This window comes from Lachnospira pectinoschiza, from assembly GCF_020564355.1.
GTDB lineage: Bacteria > Bacillota > Clostridia > Lachnospirales > Lachnospiraceae > Lachnospira > Lachnospira intestinalis.
On sequence record NZ_JAJCRR010000002.1, the window covers coordinates 314,670 to 336,575 of the forward strand.

General features: G+C 39.9%; 22 protein-coding genes and 1 tRNA gene. 16 read left to right on the top strand and 7 right to left on the bottom strand.

Features of this window, described 5'->3' with window-relative positions:
- Window positions 1-539: 539 nt before the first annotated feature.
- The 10 genes from LI288_RS04690 (at window position 540) to LI288_RS04735 (ending at window position 8,661) form a co-directional block, all read left to right on the top strand.
- Entirely contained in the window at window positions 540-3,173 is a 2,634-nt protein-coding gene (locus LI288_RS04690) for an AAA family ATPase (protein WP_227089602.1), read from the top strand.
- Window positions 3,174-3,719: 546 nt separating this feature from the next.
- Window positions 3,720-3,962: a hypothetical protein gene (locus LI288_RS04695; RefSeq protein ID WP_227089801.1), complete on the top strand. Its 243-nt coding sequence runs from the start codon at window positions 3,720-3,722 to the stop codon at window positions 3,960-3,962.
- Window positions 3,896-4,129 (top strand): alpha/beta hydrolase fold domain-containing protein, encoded by a 234-nt coding sequence (locus LI288_RS14705; protein WP_227089603.1) that lies wholly within the window; start codon window positions 3,896-3,898, stop codon window positions 4,127-4,129. Before LI288_RS04695 ends, LI288_RS14705 begins: the two co-directional genes overlap by 67 nt.
- A complete protein-coding gene (locus LI288_RS04705; RefSeq protein WP_331464602.1) occupies window positions 4,048-4,323 on the top strand; it encodes an alpha/beta hydrolase family protein in 276 nt (91 codons plus the stop codon). Before LI288_RS14705 ends, LI288_RS04705 begins: the two co-directional genes overlap by 82 nt.
- Window positions 4,324-4,366: 43 nt before the next feature.
- Window positions 4,367-4,585 carry an aspartate dehydrogenase gene (locus LI288_RS04710; protein WP_227089605.1) on the top strand — a complete coding sequence of 73 codons (219 nt, stop codon included), beginning with the start codon at window positions 4,367-4,369 and terminating at the stop codon, window positions 4,583-4,585.
- Window positions 4,586-4,599: 14 nt separating this feature from the next.
- The gene (locus LI288_RS04715; protein ID WP_227089606.1) at window positions 4,600-5,139 is read left to right on the top strand and encodes a nitroreductase family protein; all 540 of its coding nucleotides are present in this window, start codon (window positions 4,600-4,602) and stop codon (window positions 5,137-5,139) included.
- Window positions 5,140-5,217: 78 nt separating this feature from the next.
- On the top strand, window positions 5,218-5,628 hold the full coding sequence (locus tag LI288_RS04720; protein ID WP_022433234.1) for a peptide deformylase: 411 nt from the start codon (window positions 5,218-5,220) through the stop codon (window positions 5,626-5,628).
- Between the two features lie 317 nt (window positions 5,629-5,945).
- On the top strand, window positions 5,946-6,947 hold the full coding sequence (locus LI288_RS04725) for a calcium/sodium antiporter (RefSeq protein ID WP_227089607.1): 1,002 nt from the start codon (window positions 5,946-5,948) through the stop codon (window positions 6,945-6,947).
- A gap of 16 nt (window positions 6,948-6,963) precedes the next feature.
- A complete protein-coding gene (locus tag LI288_RS04730; protein ID WP_022433236.1) occupies window positions 6,964-7,650 on the top strand; it encodes a TMEM165/GDT1 family protein in 687 nt (228 codons plus the stop codon).
- Between the two features lie 30 nt (window positions 7,651-7,680).
- Window positions 7,681-8,661: a DUF3878 family protein gene (locus LI288_RS04735; protein WP_227089608.1), complete on the top strand. Its 981-nt coding sequence runs from the start codon at window positions 7,681-7,683 to the stop codon at window positions 8,659-8,661.
- A 271-nt stretch (window positions 8,662-8,932) separates the two neighbouring features.
- Here LI288_RS04735 and LI288_RS04740 read toward each other — a convergent pair whose 3' ends face one another.
- From LI288_RS04740 to LI288_RS04765, 6 genes are all read right to left on the bottom strand, one after another.
- A complete protein-coding gene (locus tag LI288_RS04740) occupies window positions 8,933-9,244 on the bottom strand; it encodes a DUF1540 domain-containing protein (protein ID WP_227089609.1) in 312 nt (103 codons plus the stop codon).
- Between the two features lie 155 nt (window positions 9,245-9,399).
- Window positions 9,400-10,017 (bottom strand): signal peptidase I, encoded by a 618-nt coding sequence (lepB, locus tag LI288_RS04745; RefSeq protein WP_436970246.1) that lies wholly within the window; start codon window positions 10,015-10,017, stop codon window positions 9,400-9,402.
- 183 nt (window positions 10,018-10,200) lie between these two features.
- Window positions 10,201-12,195, bottom strand: coding sequence for a molecular chaperone HtpG (htpG, locus tag LI288_RS04750; protein WP_022433241.1), 1,995 nt, complete (start codon window positions 12,193-12,195; stop codon window positions 10,201-10,203).
- A gap of 182 nt (window positions 12,196-12,377) precedes the next feature.
- On the bottom strand, window positions 12,378-12,875 hold the full coding sequence (locus LI288_RS04755; protein ID WP_227089610.1) for a DUF5721 family protein: 498 nt from the start codon (window positions 12,873-12,875) through the stop codon (window positions 12,378-12,380).
- A gap of 33 nt (window positions 12,876-12,908) precedes the next feature.
- Entirely contained in the window at window positions 12,909-13,688 is a 780-nt protein-coding gene (locus tag LI288_RS04760) for an ABC transporter permease (protein ID WP_227089611.1), read from the bottom strand.
- Entirely contained in the window at window positions 13,688-14,446 is a 759-nt protein-coding gene (locus LI288_RS04765; RefSeq protein ID WP_227089612.1) for an ABC transporter ATP-binding protein, read from the bottom strand. The genes LI288_RS04760 and LI288_RS04765 overlap by 1 nt, the downstream gene beginning before the upstream one ends.
- Before the next feature lie 156 nt (window positions 14,447-14,602).
- Between LI288_RS04765 and LI288_RS04770 the strand changes: the two genes are divergently transcribed.
- Complete coding sequence (locus LI288_RS04770) at window positions 14,603-15,646, top strand: DHH family phosphoesterase (protein ID WP_227089613.1); 1,044 nt, start codon at window positions 14,603-14,605, stop codon at window positions 15,644-15,646.
- 8 nt (window positions 15,647-15,654) lie between these two features.
- Here LI288_RS04770 and LI288_RS04775 read toward each other — a convergent pair.
- Window positions 15,655-15,727 (bottom strand) — tRNA-Thr (locus LI288_RS04775).
- A 132-nt stretch (window positions 15,728-15,859) separates the two neighbouring features.
- On the opposite strand from LI288_RS04775, the gene LI288_RS04780 reads away from it, so the two are divergent.
- The 5 genes from LI288_RS04780 (at window position 15,860) to LI288_RS04800 (ending at window position 21,881) form a co-directional block, all read left to right on the top strand.
- Window positions 15,860-16,534 (top strand): ClpP family protease, encoded by a 675-nt coding sequence (locus LI288_RS04780; protein ID WP_022433246.1) that lies wholly within the window; start codon window positions 15,860-15,862, stop codon window positions 16,532-16,534.
- A gap of 47 nt (window positions 16,535-16,581) precedes the next feature.
- Window positions 16,582-17,496 (top strand): radical SAM protein, encoded by a 915-nt coding sequence (locus LI288_RS04785; RefSeq protein ID WP_227089614.1) that lies wholly within the window; start codon window positions 16,582-16,584, stop codon window positions 17,494-17,496.
- Window positions 17,497-17,603: 107 nt separating this feature from the next.
- Window positions 17,604-19,055 (top strand): MFS transporter, encoded by a 1,452-nt coding sequence (locus LI288_RS04790; RefSeq protein WP_227089615.1) that lies wholly within the window; start codon window positions 17,604-17,606, stop codon window positions 19,053-19,055.
- Window positions 19,056-19,069: 14 nt separating this feature from the next.
- Complete coding sequence (locus tag LI288_RS04795; protein WP_227089616.1) at window positions 19,070-20,959, top strand: alpha-amylase family glycosyl hydrolase; 1,890 nt, start codon at window positions 19,070-19,072, stop codon at window positions 20,957-20,959.
- The gene (locus LI288_RS04800; protein WP_022433250.1) at window positions 20,946-21,881 is read left to right on the top strand and encodes a tetratricopeptide repeat protein; all 936 of its coding nucleotides are present in this window, start codon (window positions 20,946-20,948) and stop codon (window positions 21,879-21,881) included. Before LI288_RS04795 ends, LI288_RS04800 begins: the two co-directional genes overlap by 14 nt.
- The last annotated feature ends 25 nt before the right edge of the window (window positions 21,882-21,906 follow it).

Consider the following 21,906-nt stretch of genomic DNA (forward strand, 5'->3'; position numbering starts at 1 on the left):
CGGACATGGTAAATGGAGTAAAGAACTACCATCAGGCAATAACATGGCAGCTTATGTCAATATATGAGCCATTATTCAAAGATAGTAGTTATGGCTATTGTCTAAATAGAGTGCAAAAGTGCAATATAGCAGATGAAATCTTCAGAAAACTGTTCTGCAGGCATATAAAAGATAAACGGGGGTAGCATAGCGTACAATTGTTATCTAAAAGTGGAGTAATGCAAAATAGGGTAATTATCGACAGAAAGAAAGGTTTGTCACAGAGTAGAAATTTATCTTTTTATTGAAAATATTTACCTGAATGAGTTTGACCAGGAGCTTTTAAAGAGAAATGTTCTATGTATCAGATATGTGGATGATATAGAGATTTTAGCGAAAGAGTATCCAAGAGATTTCTTGAAAATAGTACAAAGTATTTTGAAGAAAAACGGAAACTATTAGTAAACAAAGAATATGAAGGTTAAGAACTGCTACTGTTGGCTAAATGTAACAACTATGTTAAGGAGCTGTGGATTAATTTATTAAGGGAGAACGGTAAGATGAATGAAGTTATAAGAAATGAATTAAAAAACTGGTGTGAAACATTGAATATAGATGATTTGAATGAGTATGATATATCTGTTATAAACATTATATTAAATCACTATGATGAACTTATAGAAGCAGGAGGAACGGCTGGCGGTAAAAGGGCAAATAAATTTGTTGAATATGTTAATGAAAAAGAGGGTGTTTGTGATAAGGAATTGGAAACATTGACGTTTGGAGAAAAAAAGGATTCAAAAAGAATAAAAAGATTGAAAAAACTTTCAGTAGAATCATTTAGAGGATTTGCAGTTAGTAGAGATTTTAATTTGAATAAGAAGTATGTATTTCTATATGGACCCAATGGTTCGGGCAAATCAAGTTTTAGTGAGGCACTTGAATATGGATTGCTCAATATTATTCAGGAAGCTGATGCTAATAAGATAAAGTTGTCTGTTTATATAAAGAATACATCGACTAAAAAGGGAAAGGCTCCTAATATTATATGTATATATGATGATGATACAGAAGGTAGGGTATCGGCTGATTATGATTTATATAGGTTTGCATTTGTCGAAAAAAACAGAATTTCAGATTTTTCACATATAAGTGTTTTAAATTCGAAAAATCAAAGTGAAAGAATTTCAGCATTATTTGGATTATCTGAATTTAATGATTTTGTTCAGGGATTTACTACTAATTTTGATGAGAAATATTTACAGGTAAAATCTTTGACGGAAGATGCATTTAAGGAAAGAAAAGCTGTTAGAGTTGCCAAGGAAAGTCAGAAGAGTAAATTTGAGGAAGAATTGAAAAATATTCAAGATTTATGCCAAAAGATAATTAGAAAAATCGAAAAACCAGAGATTACAAAGTTAGACGTAGCTTTGGACTATCTTCAAAATCCTAAAACTGGAATATTATCATTAAAAATTGCTGAACGAGACAAAAATTATAAAGAATTACTTTCGGGGGAAAAAATAAATGAATTAAAATACATCATAAAAGAAATTAGAGAGGAATTTACAAAATTAACCGATTATAGAAATAGTTTATCTAATAAAGCAATTCAAGTTAATTATAGAACTTTATATGAGGCTATAGTAAATCTTCAGGAAAAAGATACTTGCCCAGCGTGTGGTACCCCTATTAAGGATGCAATAAGAAACCCTTATACTTATGCTAAAGAGCAACTAAAATCGTTTTCAGAATTGGAAACAATACAGAGGAATATTAGTGATTGTTCAAAAAATATAAAAGTATATTTTCAAAAAGTGATTGCTTTTGTAGAGAAAAATACCCAGTTGATTCAATTGCTACATATTGAAGTGAATGATATGGTTTTTCTTGATACTGATGAAATCAGAACAATGAGTGAGAAAATGCAAAAATGGAGAACTTTGTGTGATAAAATTAATAAAATTGATGATACTTTGGCATTGAATGAAATTAATAAATATAATGCTACTGCTCAAAGAAATAATGAGTCATATGATGAACAGGTAAAAAATATTAGTGAATTGAATAATCAATTACTGACATTAAAAACGCAGATAAATGAAAAAGAGCAGCAGGTTAAAGCGTTAGAAAAAGAAATTAAGGAGTTTGATGAGCAAAGTGTAGAAATTTCAAATAAGATACAAAAAGAAAAAAGTTTATGTAATTTTAATCAAGGAATAATTATAGCATATAATAAGGTGATTAGTAGTATTATTTCATACAATAATGAATTGCCAAACAAAATATCAAAAAATTTAGAGGAAAAAATTATAAATTATTATAATACTATAAATCAAGATGATGCAGATTTTGAAAAAATTAAGGAAATTATATTACCTAATGCAAATTTTGATAAATTAATGCTTACATTTAGGGATGGAAGTAGCGCAGAGGCACTACAGGTACTAAGCGAAGGACATATAAAAATTCTTGGTTTATCTATACTTTTAGCTAAGGCAACACATGACAATTTGAATTTTATTGTGTTCGATGATATTGTAAATGCTATAGATGATGATCATAGAAATGGCATTGCAGATTTGTTAATAAATCATGAAGATTTTCGTAATGTTCAGATTATTTTGTCGACACATGGAGAACAGTTTATTTTTAAATTACAAGATAAACTTGGAAAGAAACGATATAACAGAGATGCTATAACATATAAGTTTATACCTGCAGATTCATTAGAAGAGAGAGGCGTTGTCGCAGAATATTCTGATGCAAAAGCTCCATTGGATGCAGCAGAGAAAAAATATAAGGAAAATGAGATTAAAGACTCTGCATCGAAGTGTCGTCAAGCAATGGAGTGTATATCATATAATTTATGGAATGTGATTGCTAAGACATCAAATGGAATGATTTCAATTGGCATGCGTAGTCCTAAGAGTATTCCTGATTTGAGTTCTATTGTAGATGGATTGATTAAAAAAACAAAAGGAATTACAGGTATGGATGATATACATTCTGAATTAGTTTGCTTGAAAGAAGAAAGCAATTGGAGAATCCTTAATAAGGGTACACATTATGAGGATGAACAAAAAGAATTTGATCGTCATGATGTAAAAAGTGTTATAGAACATCTTAATACTTTAGACAATCTAATTAGAAATGTGAAGATAGAAGAAAAGGTGGTACAAAAATTAGAATAAGAGAAACGATGAGACTTTTCATTATATGTATATTGCACAGGCAAAGGGGGTATGAATCACTAGGATTATTTATATAGAGAGACATTTTTGATATCTAAAGCAAACAGATATGATATTAAAGGTGGAAAGTATGTGGTGGAATTTGATTAAGAATATAGTAAATTTTAATTTCCAGTTTACTAAATAATAAGAGAAAGTTATTCTGATGATTATTTGTCAGAGTAACTTTTTTATATCTTAGGAAAAAGAGTTCATAAGCAGTTAGGAATTGATTTTGTATTTAATGCGGATCGTCCGGCGTTTTAATAAGCAGAGCCGGATTGCAAATTTAAACAAAACAGCTTACAATAATATATATAGAAATTTTTAATAATATAGGATAAAATTGCTGGGAAATGGAGGCGTTTTTATGACACATGAGCAATTTGAGAAGGCGGACAGAAATTTATCGGTCTGGAGAAAAACGAAAATGTATGTCTTGCCATTTACGATAAGTATGATGGATTTGGCAGTCTGAAAAGCATACAGGTTATGGGAAAAGCTGAATTGATAGAACCGTTTTCTGATACATATAATGAACATGCGCAGATAAAGAAAATACCGATAGAGGCATTAAAGAATCATTCAAATGTGGAATATGCGCATATAGATGGCACGACACTGCATTTGCAGATTATCACACCGCAGACGAGAAACACTAAAGAAAGTGATGAAACATATCCTTGTATCGTGTATGTGCAGTTGAGTATCGTCATTCCGGGATTGCACCTTTTCCGGCACAGGCTGTAGATACAAGAAATGCGATAAGATATGTAAAGCTGCACGCTAAAGAATACAAGGCAGATGCGAATCAGATGTATGTTGGCGGAGATATTTGCACCATAATCCTGAACTTTGCAGGAAAATGTCGGTGGAGTGTAATATCAGTGAAAATGTTTCACTGCCGCAGGTATTAATGTTTCACGGAACAAAAGACCGTATAATTAATCCAAAAGTCAGTGTGGTTGTGTATGAGGCGTTAAAGAAATATCATAAAGAGGTACAGTTATATATGCTAGAAGGTGCGGACCACGGCGGAAGTGAATTTTTCAGCGATAAAGTTTTAGATATTATGGAAGCGTTTTTACAGCGGATAGTATCGGCTTCTTAGTTTCTGGGACAAAAATATACATAGAATGTGAGTGATAAAGCATATGGGTTTATTTAAAAAGAAAGTAAAAGCGTATTCATATGATAAAGAGCGTATGAAACCGGTAATTAAAACCAGTATATGCACAGGTGAGCAGGTGGCTGGGTTTAAGGATATTCATACCGGAAAGATAGAAGATATTATGCTTGTGAAAACGGCGGCAGATATCGAAAGATTTAAGAAAATTTATGGAATAGAAGGCAGTATTGATAAAGAGTATTAGAAATGGAGAACATTATGGAATTACAAAATGTATTAAATAACAGAAGAAGTATGAGAAATTACGATGCGGCAAAAAAGGTTACAAAGGAGCAGGTTGAAACAATTATCAATGCGGCGATACTGGCTCCTTCATGGAAGAATTTACAGACATCAAGATATTACTGCATTTTATCAGATGAAAAAATTGAAGAATTCAGACAGAAGTGTCTGCCGGAATTTAATCAGAAGAATGCCGAGGGAGCGGCACTTGTTGTAGCAACATTTGTAAAAGGCTGCGTTGGATTTGACAGATTATCCGGTGAACCGGTTAATGAATGTGGCAATGGCTGGGGCTACTATGACCTTGGTCTGCAAAATGAAAATTTCGTTCTTAAAGCGAAAGAATTAGGGCTTGATACACTGATTATGGGAATTCGTGACGGTGAAGCAATAAGAAATTTCCTTGATGTGCCGGAAAATGAGCAGGTAGTATCTGTGATTGCGGTCGGATATGGTGCAAAGGACGTGCAGATGCCTAAAAGAAAGAGCGTTTCGGAGATAGCGAAGTTTTATTAAAAGTGCCTGTTCTTTTGGTAATGAAAGTCATGATAGGTCAAAAAATTTAAAGAAATGTAAGGAATAGAAGGTAGAAATATGGTTCAAAAAATTGTAAAAGGGAAACATATATTTGCAAGAAAAGCACAGCCTGCGACAGAAGCAGACAAACAGGTTGTGACGGATTTGATTGATACGTTAAGAGCCAACAGGGAAACATGTGTCGGAATGGCAGCCAATATGATAGGCGTGAATAAATCAGTCATTGTAGTGGCGGCAGGTCCGTTCCAGTTTGCAATGGTAAATCCCGTTATAACCCAAAAGTCCGGCGAGTATAAGACGGAAGAAGGCTGTTTATCGCTGGATGGAGTCAGAGCCTGTGTGAGATATGAAGAAATAGAGGTGGATTACCTTGACAGCAGCTTTAAACCGCAGCATGGAAAGTATAGCGGATTTACGGCACAGATAATTCAACATGAAATTGATCACTGCAATGGAGTGGTGATATAACATTGGGGAAAAATAGTTTGTGCGAAAAATGTCGAATTTTTATTGACAAACCTCAATGTATTTGATAATCTTTATCAGGTAACTTAATATTCCATGAGGGAGTAGTTAGCGCGAAAGTGTGATTTGTCAACATCCTGATTATATTAAAGAGTATAATCTGGCAAATCTTAAATAATGAGACTCATGTATATCGGTGAACAGCTTATGTGTTATATACGGGCGGGCATTGATATACATGAGTCTTTTTTTATCTGCCGGATATACTTATAAGAGCAGAGATTTCGGCTGGCACACGGTTATGGAAAAAAGGAGGAAACATGGAAAAATTTATTAACAATGCCCCATTTGCGCTTGTACTTGTATTTCTCGTAATAGGCTTTGTACTGCTGATTAAAGGAGCGGACTTTTTCGTAGAGGGAAGTTCAAGTGTAGCAAAAAGACTGCATGTTCCGTCTATCATTATCGGACTTACAATTGTCGCAATGGGAACATCACTTCCGGAAACAGCGGTTAGTGTATCAGCATCACTTACAGGCAATAATGAGCTTGCGGTCAGTAATGTAGTCGGTTCCAATATATTTAACCTGATGGTTGTAATTGGTGTGTGTGCAGTATTGGCAACAGTCAATGTTGCAAAAGAAACCATAAAACGGGATATTCCGCTTTCACTCATATGTGCAGCGCTTTTAATGCTTTTAGGAATTATCGGACTGGGCGACAAATCCGGCATGACACTCGGACATCTTGACGGCGTAATATTATTGGGATTCTTTGCAGGCTATATTTTTTATATGATTAAAATTGCATTAAAAGCAAGCAGGGAAGGCAGGAAAGTTGAGATAGAGGGCGGTTTAGATGAAGACATCAAACTGATTTCAGTGCCGCTTAGTATTCTTTTCATCGTTGGCGGTGCGGCGGCCATTGCGGTCGGCGGTGATATAACCGTTGATGCTGCGGCGAGAATAGCCAGTGATCTGGGAATGAGCCAGACACTGATTGGACTTACAATCGTTTCAATAGGAACATCCCTTCCTGAACTTGTGACCTCAATCGTTGCTGCCAAAAAGGATGAAGTCGATATGGCGCTTGGAAATGCGATTGGTTCAAATGTATTTAACATCCTTATGGTACTTGGCATGGCTTCGGCAATCAGCCCGGTGAGCATCATCACGGAAAATATTATTGATTTATGCGTGCTGATTGTATTTACGGTGTGTGTATGGATATTTGCAGGGACAAAAAAGAAAATCGGAAGAGTCGAAGGAATCTGCATGGTTGCATTTTACGCAGCATATGCAGTTTACATCATAATAAGATAAAGGAGATAGCATACAAATGCTGCTATTTTTAAAAGTATTTTTTACTGAATTTATAGCGGAAATGGGAGATAAAACCCAGCTGATGCTTATTGCGCTTACTTCTAAATATAAGTTAAGAGATATTATATTAGGAACAGCTGCCGCAATTCTTGTATTAAACGGTCTGGCAGTTCTTGCAGGCGGGCTGATCAGTGAATTTATTCCGGACTGGCTCATAAAGACAATTGCAGCACTTGCATTTCTTTATTTTGCCACATCAACGATTGCCGGTGATGATGACGATGAGGAAGAAGAAGGGGGCAAAACAAAAATTAAGTTTGCACCGCTTGCGGTTTTCTGTACATTTTTTGTAGCAGAACTTGGTGATAAGACACAGCTTACGGCTATAACCTTTGGTGCAAATGAAGGGATGAGCGCAGCGCTTATTGTGTGGATTGGCTGTTCACTCGGACTTTTCGCAGCAGATATTCTTGGTATGTTAGTCGGCTACCTTTTAAAGAGCAAGACTCCGGACGGACTGCTCAATACACTTGCATTCGTAATATTCTCTGTATTTGGGGTATATACTCTCTATCAGGGACTGAAACTTATAGGGGCAAGTGTCTGTCCAATCCCTGTATGGCCGGTGCTGATAGCTGCAACAGTGGTTTTTGCCGTTTTATGTGTCTGTCTTTTTATACGGAGAGAGAAGAAGGCAAAGTAAATGAATGAGCAGCAAACCGGGAGAGAAAAGATGACGGATAACATAGAACAGTATAAGAATTGTCTGGACGGATTGACAAAAGATATGCCGGAAGAATTTTTTAAGCTGGCTCAGGTTTTTGAACTGAGTGTATTTGAACCGATTCACATGGAAGGCAAAAAAGATATTTATGCCGCCTATCTGATGAATGATGCGGTTGAAAGCTATTTTGTTTTTGAACAATCTGTCATGACCGGCTCATACAAAGAGCTTGAATGTGAACAGACGGCAAGTATTGTCCATGATGATAACGGATATATGCTGATAGTCAATCAGAGCGGAGAGAACCGGTTTACAATCCGTTTTACCAATCTGCATATGCAGACAACCTGTTTTGATTACGGCTGCATGGGACATTTCTGGGTGAAAGGATATGAGTATTTGCGCCAGCTGGAATATCAGTTCGCGGATATCCGGGATAAGTATCGTTATCTGGGAAAAGATTTTTGCACAGAGCAGGAATTGATTTTTATGCAGCTTGCGGACTTCCCGCCGATTAAGAAATTCAGGTCGGTGCCGGAGCAGTATTATGTGCCATATCCGGATTCTGTTTATCCGGAAGCAGTCCGGTATCTGATCGAAACAGCAGAGAATGTCGGCGATAAGAAGATGTCTGCAAAGCTTGAACATTATCAAAGAAAACCGACGGCTTTTCAGTGTAATGTGCTTGCCAGAATGTTTCATAAAAAGGCACACAGCCGGTTCGTGGATAAAATTATTGCGGATATGAGAGCAATTTCGGCAGGCTATCCGCAAAGAACCTTTAAAGAGCAGGAAAAACAGCATTATAAAAAGGTTCATCAGAAAGCAGAAAATGCCATGAATTCATTTTTACAAAAAGGACAGGCGTGTCTGCTTTACAGGGAAGAACCGTTTATGTATGCCAAGGATTCAATCACATATAAGGAGCATGTGCTGGTCTTTAAAAATGGGCTGTTGAACCGGAAGTGTGAGATTTATACATTCGAATAACAATGTCTGCGGGTTTCTGCCGTATGTGATGTATGCAGCACCTGCGTTAAATATAGAATTACAACAGCTATCACAGCGTATAGAGGCAGACTGTCCGATATCATTTATCAAAACAATATCGGATAGCTGCCTGCTCTTTTAAACGGTGTGTCCGGCTTTGCGATTTAATGCAAAAATTTTAAAACATACATAACATATGCCAAAGCCCACCATAAAAAAATTCTTCATAAAAAATTCCCCTCATATAAATCTGCATTTTGCAGATATTTTCCTACTTTTCCTGAAAAGTTGCGCAGACGGTTTCGTGAGCAGCTGTTGCGCGGATACCGGAAATATCGACATGGTCAGCGTGACAGACCTTATCATCGTTATACATGCAGTTGGTTGCCTGACATGCAATCGATAAGGAAACATGCGGTGTCTGGGCGCTGTTTTTCTCACCGGACTTGTCCTCAAAATAACTTCCGCAGCAGGTGTCTTCACAGTTGCAGGCATTAGAGCCATTCACCTCGATAGAACTTAAACAGCAGCAGTTATCCTCATTGTGGCAGCAGCTTTTAACATTACAATCTAATTGAGCCATACAATCCTCCTTGTTTTGCATTTTGTTTTTGCGTTGCATGAATTAGTATGGCCGGAGCAATAAAAAAATATGCAAATCAAAAGTGATAATTCAACAATTGAATGCATATTTTTTTCATTCTTATGTAATTTTTAAAATTTATCGCGTAAAGCCGTTTAATGAATCAGGCTAAAATCAATTTTTCCGTTGAAACCGTCGTAATACCGGAAAATGACTTTGGCAAGAATCTTATCTTTCGCAACGTAAGTGTTTTTCCAGTAGCGCGAATCAAGAGAGGAGTTGCGGTTGTCGCCCATCATAAAATAGTGGCCTTCCGGGACAACATACGTTTCTTCCGTTTCAGATTCTGCCATCGGTTCTTTTAAATAGTCTTCTGAAAGTTCTTCACCGTTTACATAAACATGTCCGCTTTTAATCTGGACAACATCACCGGGTGTGCCGATAATTCTTTTGACATAATTTTGTTCTTCATTATCAGGATACTTAAAAATCACGACATCGCCGCGTTCCGGCTCATCAAATAAATAGGCAAGACGAAAACCGATTAAACGGTCATGCTCCATAATTGTATTTTTCATAGAACCGGTAGGAACTTCTGCGTTGACAATAATATACTGCGTAAATACAAATGCAATAATCACAGCAGCAGCTAAAATTTTAATATAACTGAAAATTTCTGACCAGATTGTTACCGGTTTTGAAGCCTTTTTCTTTTTGTGATTTTTGGAAGCTCCGGTAGAAGTACGGGCAGACGGTTCTTTATCATCGTCCATATCAAAGCCGTAATCATCATTGACGTAATCAAAATCCGGTTCGTCATCGATGTCATTGTATCTATTATCGTATGATGACATATTTTCCTCCTCAATTGCAATGGATTACAGAAAAACTGCCGCATCGGGAAAATCCGAATGCGGCAATTTACCTGATTACCTATAATAATACTTCAAAATATATTATTTGGCAAGCAGTTCCATAATTTTGTTGCTTCTTGCGATGAAGTTTGTCATCTGCTCCGGTGTCAGCGGTGCGTGGCTCAGTAATGCTAAGTCGTAGAGCTGTTCACAGAAAACAGGAGTGTTCTCACCGTCTTTATGGTCAACGATATATTTAACCAGATCATTGTTGGCATTTAATACGAGTGTCTGTCCGTTTGCACCGAACATAGACGGATCCATGCCGTACATATTGTACATCTTCATCATATCCTGCATACGTCTGTCCTGTTCGGAGAGCGTAATCATGGAAGAAATAGAAGCGTTTTTGAGCTTTTCGACCTTGATATTTAACTTATCGTTGTTTAAAGCCTTCTTAAAGACATCGGAAAGTGTTTCTGTAAGCTCTTTTAATTCGTCTTCGCTTGTTTCTTCCTTAAAGCTGTCAGAAAGGTCTGCATCTATACGCTGGAATTTTAAGTTTTCGTTCTTGCCCTCCAAGTGTGTAACAAACGGCTGGTCAATATTGTGTGTCAGGATAACAGCGTCAATGCCTTCTTCCTTAAACATATTGATATACTGGCTCTGTTCGGTTTCATCTGTAACGTAGAAGACTGTATTTTCGTGGTGTTCCTTGTTTTCGTCCAGACATTCCTGAAGTGTAAGGTACTTGCCGTCTAAGTTCTTGAAAATGATGAAATCCTTCATCTTTTCATAGAATTTTTCGTCCTTTAAGCAGCCGAATTTAATAAATGGGTTGATGTCATCCCAGTATTTTTCGTAATTTTCCTTGTCGGTCTTATACATGCCGGACAGCTTATCGCCGACCTTCTTTGTAATGTATTCTGAAATCTTTTTAACAAAACCGTCATTCTGTAAGGCACTTCTGGATACATTTAATGGCAGGTCAGGGCAGTCAATAACACCCTTTAACAGCAGTAAGAATTCAGGAATGACCTCTTTGATATTATCGGCAACGAATACCTGATTGTTGTACAGCTTAATAGTACCTTCGATGCTTTCATACTCCGTATTAATTTTCGGGAAGTAGAGGATACCTTTTAAGTTAAACGGGTAATCCATATTCAGATGAATCCAGAACAGCGGTTCCTTGTAATCCTTAAATACAGTGCGGTAAAATTCCTTGTATTCCTCATCGGTACATTCGTTTGGATGCTTTGTCCAAAGCGGATGAATATCGTTTAATGCAACAGGGCGTTTTACGATTTTTGCCATTTTCTTTGCGGGAACTTTTTCAACGGTTTCTTTTGTACCGTCTTCTTTTTCCACTTCTTCGGTAACGGCATCTTTGATAAAGGTATCAAGCACCTTATCTTTTTCTGTTACTTCTTCTTCCGGGATTTCCTCGGTCTGCTCGCCGGCATCTTCATTTTCAAGGAAAATCGGAATTGGCATAAATGAGCAGTACTTTTCGATGACTTCGCGTGCCTTGTATTCATTTGCAAATTCATAGCTGTCTTCGTTCAGATATAAAGTGATAGCAGTACCCGGTTCTTCCTTAGTGGTATCCTGCATATCATATTCCGTGCCGCCGTCACATTCCCAGTGAACAGCAGAAGCGCCGTCCTTGAAAGAAAGCGTATCAATCGTTACCTTGTCGGCTACCATGAAAGCAGAATAGAAGCCAAGACCAAAGTGACCGATAATCTGGTCTTCGTTGGTCTTATCCTTGTATTTTTCAAGAAATGCTTCTGCGCCGGAAAAAGCGATCTGATTGATATATTCGTTGACTTCTTCCTTTGTCATACCGATACCGTTATCAATAATCTGAATTGTCTTCTTTTCAGGGCTTACCTTGACCTGAATCTTATATTCAATATCGTCCGGTGCCTCATATTCGCCGATTAAATCCAGCTTCTTTAATTTAGTAATGGCATCACAGCCGTTTGAAATTAATTCTCTGTAAAAAATATCGTGGTCGGAATACATCCATTTTTTAATGATTGGGAAAATATTCTGACTGTTAATTGATAAATTACCATGTTCATTTGCCATTGTATCATTACCTCTTTTCATTTCATTCATAAAATAATCTGTTAAGATGTAATTTAATACAAGCAAAATGGAAAGTCAAGAAGAAATTAGCACTCATTCATTTTGAGTGCTAACAAGAATAGCGGAAGCCCGCAAAATCAGTGCATTTGCGCTAATTCTAAAAAAATCATGAACTGGCGGGTTCAGACTTCTTCAAAGTCCATGCCATGGGAAAATAAAAAGTCCTTTGCAAAGGCATCAAAGCTGTGTTCAAGGGTTTTATCAAGTGAAAAAACTTTGATAGACGTGCCGGTAACAACGGAAACGGCACCGTCCTGATATTTGATATTTAAAAACAGTCCGTTAATGTCATCGGGTGTCAGTGCAGTCTGATTGTCGGACAGCAGCTTTGTAACCTGTTCCGGCGGGAGCAGAAAGACCATTTTCATATAGGAAGGGACCTTACTGCCTTTGATGAGCTGGAAGCAGAATGGCTTGACAGAAGACCATCGCGAATAGGACTTTTCGGGAAGTTCATTCCATTCTTCTTCGGAAAAGAAATCTTTGTTGAGTTCACCGCTGATGGTATAGGAATTGGCTGTTTTTATCACGGCTTCGGATAAAAACAGCCCGTCAAATGCTTCTTTAATAAGCAGCTGTGACATAAAATTTTTCGTATCTTTTATAGTAAGTGAGAGCATAATTCCTCCGTTTTTGATATTGTATTTTAACTATTATAAAACAATTTTTTCAATGAAGTCAACGATTTTAAAAAGAATCACGGACAGGATACACAAAATGACGATAGACATTGCGACCCAGTCCATTTTAAAAACCTGGCTGCCGTAAATAATTAAGTAGCCAAGTCCGGCTTTGGCAGCGAGAAATTCACCGATAATCACACCCACAAGCGACAGACCGATGTTGACCTTCATGTTGCTGATAATTGTCTTTAATGAAGCGGGCAGGACGACTTTGGTTAAAATGTTTTTTCTTGAGCCGCCCAAAGTCTGAATCAGCAGGATTTTGTCGGAATCGGTTTCTGCAAAGCTGGTGTAAATATTTAAAATTGTTCCGAATACGCCGACGGAAATGGCGGTGACAATAATGGCTTTGGCATTATTGCCGAGCCACACGATAATCATAGGCGCAAGGGCAGATTTTGGAAGGCTGTTCAGCAGCACAAGATACGGTTCTAATACGGCAGATATCGTTTTGCTGCTCCAGAGTAAAATGGCAGTGCCGACACCGAGCAGTACAATTAGTGCAAAACTGATACCGGTTTCGGCTACGGTAACGGCAGTGTGGTAAAAAATACTGCCGTCAGAAATCATTGCAAACAGGGTTTTTATAATGCGGGACGGACTGCTGAAAATAAAATCATCAATCCAGCCTGTGTATGCAGCCACTTCCCAAAGTGTGATAAAACCGGCAAAAAGCAGAATCCTTGCTAAAGTAATTTTGTATTTTAACCGTTTCATTTGTTTAAGATAATGCATTTGAATGGCAGACATTATGACAACTCCTTCCAGATTTGATGAAAATAAGCAGAAAATTCAGGGGCAGTCCGTGAGGAAAACGGTGTGCGCTTATCCACGGAGAGGTGAATGTCAAAAACATTTTTGATACCGGCAGGACGGCTGGATAAAACAATCACCTGTTCACCCATGGCAATCGCTTCGGAAATGTCATGCGTGACTAAAAGTGCCGTTTTTTCCTGCTCCTTGATAATGCGGAAAATATCGTCGCTTACTTCCAGTCTTGTCTGATAATCCAATGCGGAAAACGGTTCGTCTAAAAGCAGAATGTCCGGTTCTAAAACAAGGGTGCGGATCAGTGCCGCCCGCTGGCGCATGCCGCCGGAAAGCTCAGAAGGATGGGCATTTTTAAAGGAAGCAAGTCCGTAGTCATGCATCATATCGGCGGCAAGTCTTTTTTTCTGTTCCGTACACTGGTGGGTTACTTCAAGACCAAGCAGAATATTTTTATAAATGGTACGCCACTCTAAAAGAGTATCGTGCTGGAGCATATAGCCAATCCGGGCAGCGGCAGGCATTGCATCACTTTTATAAAAGCGGATACAGCCCTTTTCGGGTGCGATTAATCCGGCAATTAAGGAAAGCAGTGTGGATTTTCCGCAGCCGGAAGGACCGGCAATCGAGGTGAAGCTGCCGGGCCGGACAGAAAAAGAAACATCTTTTAATGCAGGTGTTTCCCCGGAGGGCGTATGGTATGAATAAGATACATGGTCAAGGGTTAAAACTGGATTCATAAAGCAGCCTCCAATCCTTTTGATATATTTTATGGTAAAATAGGGCATACGGTGTCAAATGCAATTGCAAATCGCGCAAAGAATAGATATACTATATAAGGAAAATCATATTTACGATAGAACGAATAAAATAAAGAGAAATATGAGGGATAAAATATGCAGCATTTGGAACACATTTTAGAATGTATTCATGATAAACACATTTTTATACAGACACATAACTTCCCGGACCCCGATGCGATTGCAAGTGCATACGGGTTAAAGGTACTGCTTGAAAAAAAGGGAATTGGGGCAACGATTTGTTATAAAGGAAGAATTGACGATACGATTACGGCAAAGATGGCACAGCTGCTTGCAATTGACATTGTTGAGCAGGAGGAAATTACGGATATGTCCGCAGAATCCGAGATTATTCTGGTGGATTCCCAAAAGGGCAACGCGAATGTCATAGATATGCAGGGCAACGAAGTTCTCTGCATTGACCATCATCCGACCTATGAAAATCAGGATTATCGTTATTCGGATATCCGTGTGGAGGTTGGTGCGTGTGCATCTATTATCGCCGGATACTTTATGGAAAGTGGGATACCGGTTGATAAACGCACGGCTACGGCACTGTTATACGGAATAAAGGTGGATACTGCCAATATGACAAGAGGGGTGAGTCCGCTGGATCTGGAAATGTTTTACCGGCTCTTTCCGTTAGCGGAGCATGCACTTTTGCAAAAGCTGGATACGAGTGTCCTGCACATGAAGGATTTGCGCGCCTATGCCAATGCAATAGATACGATTGAAAATGTGAACCGTGTCTGCTTTGCCAATACCGGTGTAGACTGCCATGAGGCACTGACAGCATCCATTTCGGATTTTATATTGGCGCTGGATGAAGTCGATGTGGTTATTGTATCGTCTTACCGGGAGGATGGCATAAAGCTGTCAGTGAGAAGCAGTGCGCCGTGGTGCAATGCGGGTAAGCTTACTAATGAAGCATTAAAAGGCATTGGAAACGGCGGCGGGCATGAGCATATGGCAGGTGGATTTATTCCATTCGGGAATATACCACAGAACAGTGATGCCAATAGCAGCAGTACAGATATCAATCATGCCGTTTCAGTGGAAAATCAGCCGGTTGAACAAAGGGCTGAGGGACTTTTAAAAGAAATGAAGAAAAGATTTCTTCAAAAAATTGAAAATGGGTAAAATAAAAAAGCTTCCGATGGGACTCGAACCCACGACCCACGCATTACGAATGCGTTGCTCTACCAACTGAGCCACAGAAGCATTTACCTTGTTACTATAGTACAAAATGATTTTGCTGTCAAGCCTAATTCCCAAAAATCGCTATAAATAAATTTCGCTGTCCGTTACAAAATAAGAAATAAAAAAGCTGTAACACAGCGGAAACGAGGAATTATGGCGGAAAAACAGGAAAAAGAGGAGCAGAAGGATAAAAAAATAGAAAGCTATGGACAGGTACTTTTAGGAGAAGACGAACACAACGGTAAAATCCAGCTGATGACGATTATCGGCGAGATTGAAGGGCATGACGTCCTTCCGGCGGCGAGCAAAACGACAAAGTACGAGCATATTTTACCGCAGCTTGCATCAATTGAAGACAGTGCCAAAATCGGCGGTGTACTGTTTTTAATCAATACGGTTGGCGGGGACGTGAGTGCAGGACTGGCACTTGCGGAGATGATTGCATCTATGAAGACACCGAGCGTTTCACTGGTGCTTGGCGATTCACACAGTATCGGAGTGCCGCTTGCAGTCAGCACAGATTATTCCTTTATTGCGCCGACGGCAACGATGATTGTCCATCCGGTGCGCATGAACGGAACGATTATCGGTGCGCCGCAGACATTCGACTATTTTCAGCTGATTCAGGACAGAATTGTGCATTTTATAGCCGGACATTCACGTGTCGAAAAGGAAAAACTGGAACAGATGATGATAAATACCGGAATGCTTACCAAGGATTTAGGAACGATTCTGGTCGGGAAAGAAGCGGTCCGGCAGGGGTTGATTGACGAAGTCGGCGGAATCAGCGCGGCGCTTGAGAAATTAAGGTCGCTAATGGCTGATTGAAACTTTTTTAATTTTAATGCGAAAATTTAATGTAAAACGGAGAAAAGATGAAATGTAATTTGTGTCCGCGCAAATGTAATGCGGACAGGGAAAAACAGGAAGGAGTCTGCCGGATGCCGTGGGATATTTACGCGGCAAGGGCGGCTCTGCATATGTGGGAAGAACCGTGCATTTCGGGAGAAAACGGTTCAGGTGCCGTATTTTTTACGGGCTGCACCCTGCGGTGCGTATTCTGCCAGAATCACGAAATTGCCGCGGGAAAACGTGGACAGAAGATTGATGAATCGCATCTGGCGGAGATTTTTTTAAAATTGCAGCAGCAGAAAGCCAATAATATTAATCTGGTGACACCCACACAGTATGTTCTGCCAATTATTGCGGCAGTTAAAAAAGCAAAAGTGCAGGGATTAAAAATTCCCGTGGTGTACAATACAAGCGGTTATGAGCGCGTGGAAACGCTGAAAAATCTTGAAGGGATTGTGGATGTATATCTGCCAGATTTTAAATATACAGATACTACATATGCAAAACGCTATTCCAATGCACCCGATTATTTTGACGTAACCAAAGCGGCGCTTGCGGAAATGGTGCGCCAGCACCCGGCACCGCAGTTTACAGATAAGCAGGAAGCGGCGGTGCGCGGAATTGAAGAAGGAATCATGACAGGCGGCGTGATTGTGCGGCACCTGATGCTGCCGGGGCTGTTAAAGGATACAAAAGCAGTAATACGGTATTTATATGAAACATATGGTGACAGTATTTATATCAGCATTATGAACCAGTATACACCGATGCCGTTTGTGGAAAATATCCCCGAATTAAACCGGAAAGTTACCCACAGGGAATACGACAAAGCCGTGGATTATGCGATTGGTTTAGGCGTGGTAAACGGCTTTATTCAGGAGGGCGGTACGGCAAAGGAAAGCTTTATCCCCGAATTTTCGGGTGAGGGTCTGGAATAAAAACAGAAGTCTTAAAAATTTATAAAAATGCTTGAAACTGCCGCAAAGATAGGGGATACTGTTAATTAAGAAGCTTTGTGGCAGAATAAGTGATGTGAGGATAAAGTATGCAGGATATGCAGTCAGAAAATGCAGTAATTGAATTAAACCGTGCACATTTGTGGCAGATTGCATTATTTTCATTAAATAATACGTCTACGAATCTGTATCTTGCCATGATGGGCTACGTGTCATATTATGCAAACGGAATTGCGGGGCTGTCTGTTGTGGTAATTTCTTTTATTCTGACCGGAATGAGAATCTTTGACGGTGTTACAGACCCGGTTATCGGTTATGTGATTGATAAAACCAACGGACGTTTCGGAAAGTTCCGTCCATTTATGATTTCAGGATATGTTCTGCTTGCGGGCAGTTCGCTGGTGCTGTTTTTTACGACTCATCTGGTGCCTGCGTTCTTTAGAATTCCGTATTTTATTGCCGTGTATTCTGTATACATTATCGGATATACGTTTCAGACGGCGGTTGTAAAGTCGGGGCAGTCTGTTATTACCAATGATGTGAAACAGCGCCCGATGATTACATTTTTTGATTCGACCTTTATTATGCTGGCACATGGACTGACGGCATTTTATGTGTCGGTCTACCTGATTCGCAAATACGGCAACTTCAACAGCCGTGCGCTTTTTGAGGAATTTGTGATTACCGTGGTTGTGCTTTCCGGTATCTGCACGGCACTGGCGGTTATCGGGATATGGGGCAAGGACAACAGCCGATATTTCCAGCTTGATAAGGAAAAGAAAAATAATATTCATTTCCGCGACTACTGGCAGATTATGAAACACAACAAGCCAATCCGTATGCTGGTCATTGCAGCGGCCTCCAATAAATTTGCATCCATGGTATACAGCAACTCCACGGTGCTTGTCATGCTGTTTGGCATTTTAATGAACAATTACCCGCTGGCGGGCATTATCGGTGTTATTGTGGGAATTCCTAATCTAGGCATTATTTATCTGGGTATCCGTTATGCGAAAAAAGTGGGGCAGAAAAAAGCAATGGTGGTATCCACATGGTTTGCCATTGCATTTCAGGCGGTCATGATGTATATGATGTTATTCACCGATCTGACAAAGGTTTCACTTGCGGAAATTAACGGGATTACCATAGCATTTTTACTGGTATTTGCCCTGTTAAACGGCGTAAAATCCATTACCAATAATATTGTTGTGCCGATGATTGCGGACTGCACGGATTATGAATACACGCTCAGCGGACATTTTGTTCCGGGCATTATGGGTGCGTTATTTTCTTTTATTGATAAATCCTTCTCTGCGCTTGGAACAGGCTTTGTGGGCATTGCACTTTCCATGACAGGTTATGCAAAAGTATTTCCGCAGGTCGGCGATGCGCTGACACCGCAGTTAAAATATATGACCGTGTTCTTTTACTGTGTTATACCGATTCTTGGCTGGTTTGTCACAATTTTTATTATGCGGTTTTACCGGCTGGATAAAAAGGCGATGAGCATATTGTATACAAAAAAGGGGCAGAAAGAGTAGAAATGAGGAGAGCTATGAACATAAAAAAAGGAAATCCGCTGCAAAAGGGGAGTACAAAACAAAAAGACGGCTATAATTTTGCGATTGCATCGGCGGCGGAAATAATTGATCTGCTGTTGTATGCGCCAAAAGCGGACGAGCCGGAGTACCGGATTGAACTGACAGAAGCCTATAAGACGGGCGATGTCTTTTCGGTGCATATCAGCGGCATTTATCTGGACAGGTATCTGTATTGCTATGAGGCGGACGGGAGGAAAATCATTGATCCGTATGCAAAGACGATTACAGGCTGTGAAGTTTTTGGCAAAGATGAAAACAAGCAGCATTTAAGCCGGGTATGTCTTTCAAAATATGACTGGGAAGACGATACGGCACCGGAAATACCGTATCATGACAGCGTTTTTTATAAATGCAGTGTCCGCGGACTGACCGCTTCAAAAACGTCAAAGGTGCGCCATAAGGGAACATTTTCGGGCGTGGTGGAAAAACTGCCGTATTTAAAAGAACTGGGCATTACAGCGGTGCTTTTTATGCCGCTGTATGAATTTGACGAAATCGGAAAGTTTCCGCAGCTTTATGACAACGGATACGGAAAATATGCATCCGGTCCGATAGCGGGCAGAATCAATTACTGGGGATATACCAAAGGATTTTATTTTGCGCCGAAGGCTTCGTTTGCGTGGACGGGACGAAAGAAAGCGGACTATACGGCAGAGATGAAGGACATGGTAAAAGCATTTCACAAAGAGGGCATGGAAGTTCTTATGGAAATGCATTTTCAGGACGAGCCGGTCGATTTTATTTTAGACTGCCTGCACTACTGGGTGACGGAATACCACATTGACGGAATACATCTGTTTGCCGGTGAGGCGGCGTTAAATGCAGCGGCAAGGGATGCACTGTTAGCAAAGACAAAGCTGATTACGGTATTCTGGAACGGTGAAAAAAAGCATTATAAAAACATGGCAAATTACAATGCCGGATTTATGAACGTGGCACGTAAATTTTTAAAGGGCGATGAAAACCAGCTTGGCGATTTTGTTAATGTCAGCCGCTATAATCCGGTGCAGAGTGCCAATATTAATTATATTACAAGCCATGACGGATTTACGCTGTTTGATCTGGTCAGCTACGACAGAAAGCACAACGAGGCAAACGGCGAGGGCAATGCGGACGGTGAAAATTTTAACAATAGCTGGAACTGCGGAACGGAAGGACCTTCAAAGAAAAAAAAGATACAGCATCTGCGCCTTAGGCAGATGAAAAATGCACTGATGCTGGTGCTGTTATCGCAAGGCACACCATTACTGCTTGCAGGCGATGAGTGCTGTAATTCACAGGCGGGCAATAACAATCCGTACTGCGTGGACAACGAACTTTCGTGGGTCAGCTGGAACAGCCGCGGCATGGCGGCGGAAATGACAGCATTTGCAAAAGAACTGATTGCATTCAGAAAACAGTACAAGATTCTGCATATGCCAAAGCAGCTTTTATCCTATGACAGCTTATCGTGTGGGTATCCCGATATTTCCTGCCACGGCAGCAGTGCATGGTATAATACCATGGAAAGCTACAACCGTCATATTGGCATGATGTATTACGGCAGGTATGCATATATTGAGGATTTATGCCAGCAGGAAAATGCAGACGCGGATACATTTCTTTATATTGCATACAATATGCACTGGGAAGAACACGAACTGGCACTGCCAATCGGATATAACGAATGTGACTGGCAGGTGGCACTCTGCTCCGGTGATAAAGGAAGTGCCGTGCTTGGAAAAGATGGAAAAACCGTACATGTAAAGCCGCGCTGTATCGCTGTTTTAACAGGGTTGAGGAAAAAGAAAGAAAATAACAAGAAAACAAATCGAAAAACAGGTGAAGAAAATGGACATTCATAATTTAGAACAGATTAAACAGGAATTTTCCGGCTTTCAGCAGGAGTTTGAAACCGGAAATAAGGAAAAGGCACTGGAAAAACTGCTGGAGCTTTTAGATGCGCTGGAAGAAGCGGATACCTCAAGAAGGGCGGCGCAGATTGATAAAGACGGAAATGTTACACTGTCATCGGAAATCCAGGCAGGAAAACCGGCGGCAGAAAAATCAGCAGAAGACGGAACAGGCGAAAGTCAGCCGCTTTATATGAGCTTAAATCACGTCATGGAGTATTATATTTTTGCGTATTACTTTCAGCCGGCTACAGAGGTGCGCTGTACCGACATACCGTATGGGGAATATTACCGCACATACGGACAGCTTGCACTTTCTATGCAGAAGTACAATGGGGCAAAAAAGGCATATGAGCGTGCGATTGCGTGGAATCCGGTCGATTTGGACGCCTATCTGGGACTGGCAGAGGTGTATAAGTATCAGAATCAGCGGGAAAAATATCTGACGGTTACAAAGCAGGCATACCGTTACTGCTGTACACGCGCAACCATGGCACGCTACTACCGCAATATGGCATTTTATTATCTGTCCGGTTATGAGCCGGAAACGGCGCGTGCATGCTACCAGTACAGCAACGTGTATTACCACACGGAAAATGCGGACAGCGAGTTAAAGTATATTTCCGAGGCAATTCAGCAGGAAACACCACAGACGGATATCCGTGCGATTCAGAAGCTGTTTGACGAAAAACAGATTGAGCCGGGACCGGATTCCCAGACGATTGGAATTGTATATAAGGTCGGTGAAATTTTATTAAAGGACGGCGATTATAAGTTAGCAAAGGACTGCTATTCGATTGTCTATGATATTACGCAGGACGCGTCGGCGGAAAAACTGTTAAATGAGCTGGAAGCGGCGATTGCCGGAAATTAAAAAATAAATCAGGAAAGTATAGAGA

Excerpts from the sequence above, each read along its gene's own strand:
- LI288_RS04690 (WP_227089602.1), top strand. The coding sequence starts at position 540 with ATGAATGAAGTTATAAGAAATGAATTAAAAAACTGGTGTGAAACATTG.
- LI288_RS04710 (WP_227089605.1), top strand. The coding sequence starts at position 4,367 with ATGGGTTTATTTAAAAAGAAAGTAAAAGCGTATTCATATGATAAAGAG.
- LI288_RS04715 (WP_227089606.1), top strand. The coding sequence starts at position 4,600 with ATGGAATTACAAAATGTATTAAATAACAGAAGAAGTATGAGAAATTAC.
- LI288_RS04720 (WP_022433234.1), top strand. The coding sequence starts at position 5,218 with ATGGTTCAAAAAATTGTAAAAGGGAAACATATATTTGCAAGAAAAGCA.
- LI288_RS04725 (WP_227089607.1), top strand. The coding sequence starts at position 5,946 with ATGGAAAAATTTATTAACAATGCCCCATTTGCGCTTGTACTTGTATTT.
- LI288_RS04730 (WP_022433236.1), top strand. The coding sequence starts at position 6,964 with ATGCTGCTATTTTTAAAAGTATTTTTTACTGAATTTATAGCGGAAATG.
- LI288_RS04735 (WP_227089608.1), top strand. The coding sequence starts at position 7,681 with ATGACGGATAACATAGAACAGTATAAGAATTGTCTGGACGGATTGACA.
- LI288_RS04740 (WP_227089609.1), bottom strand. The coding sequence starts at position 9,244 with ATGGCTCAATTAGATTGTAATGTTAAAAGCTGCTGCCACAATGAGGAT.
- lepB (WP_436970246.1), bottom strand. The coding sequence starts at position 10,017 with ATGGACGATGATAAAGAACCGTCTGCCCGTACTTCTACCGGAGCTTCC.
- htpG (WP_022433241.1), bottom strand. The coding sequence starts at position 12,195 with ATGGCAAATGAACATGGTAATTTATCAATTAACAGTCAGAATATTTTC.
- LI288_RS04755 (WP_227089610.1), bottom strand. The coding sequence starts at position 12,875 with ATGCTCTCACTTACTATAAAAGATACGAAAAATTTTATGTCACAGCTG.
- LI288_RS04760 (WP_227089611.1), bottom strand. The coding sequence starts at position 13,688 with ATGTCTGCCATTCAAATGCATTATCTTAAACAAATGAAACGGTTAAAA.
- LI288_RS04765 (WP_227089612.1), bottom strand. The coding sequence starts at position 14,446 with ATGAATCCAGTTTTAACCCTTGACCATGTATCTTATTCATACCATACG.
- LI288_RS04770 (WP_227089613.1), top strand. The coding sequence starts at position 14,603 with ATGCAGCATTTGGAACACATTTTAGAATGTATTCATGATAAACACATT.
- LI288_RS04780 (WP_022433246.1), top strand. The coding sequence starts at position 15,860 with ATGGCGGAAAAACAGGAAAAAGAGGAGCAGAAGGATAAAAAAATAGAA.
- LI288_RS04785 (WP_227089614.1), top strand. The coding sequence starts at position 16,582 with ATGAAATGTAATTTGTGTCCGCGCAAATGTAATGCGGACAGGGAAAAA.
- LI288_RS04790 (WP_227089615.1), top strand. The coding sequence starts at position 17,604 with ATGCAGGATATGCAGTCAGAAAATGCAGTAATTGAATTAAACCGTGCA.
- LI288_RS04795 (WP_227089616.1), top strand. The coding sequence starts at position 19,070 with ATGAACATAAAAAAAGGAAATCCGCTGCAAAAGGGGAGTACAAAACAA.
- LI288_RS04800 (WP_022433250.1), top strand. The coding sequence starts at position 20,946 with ATGGACATTCATAATTTAGAACAGATTAAACAGGAATTTTCCGGCTTT.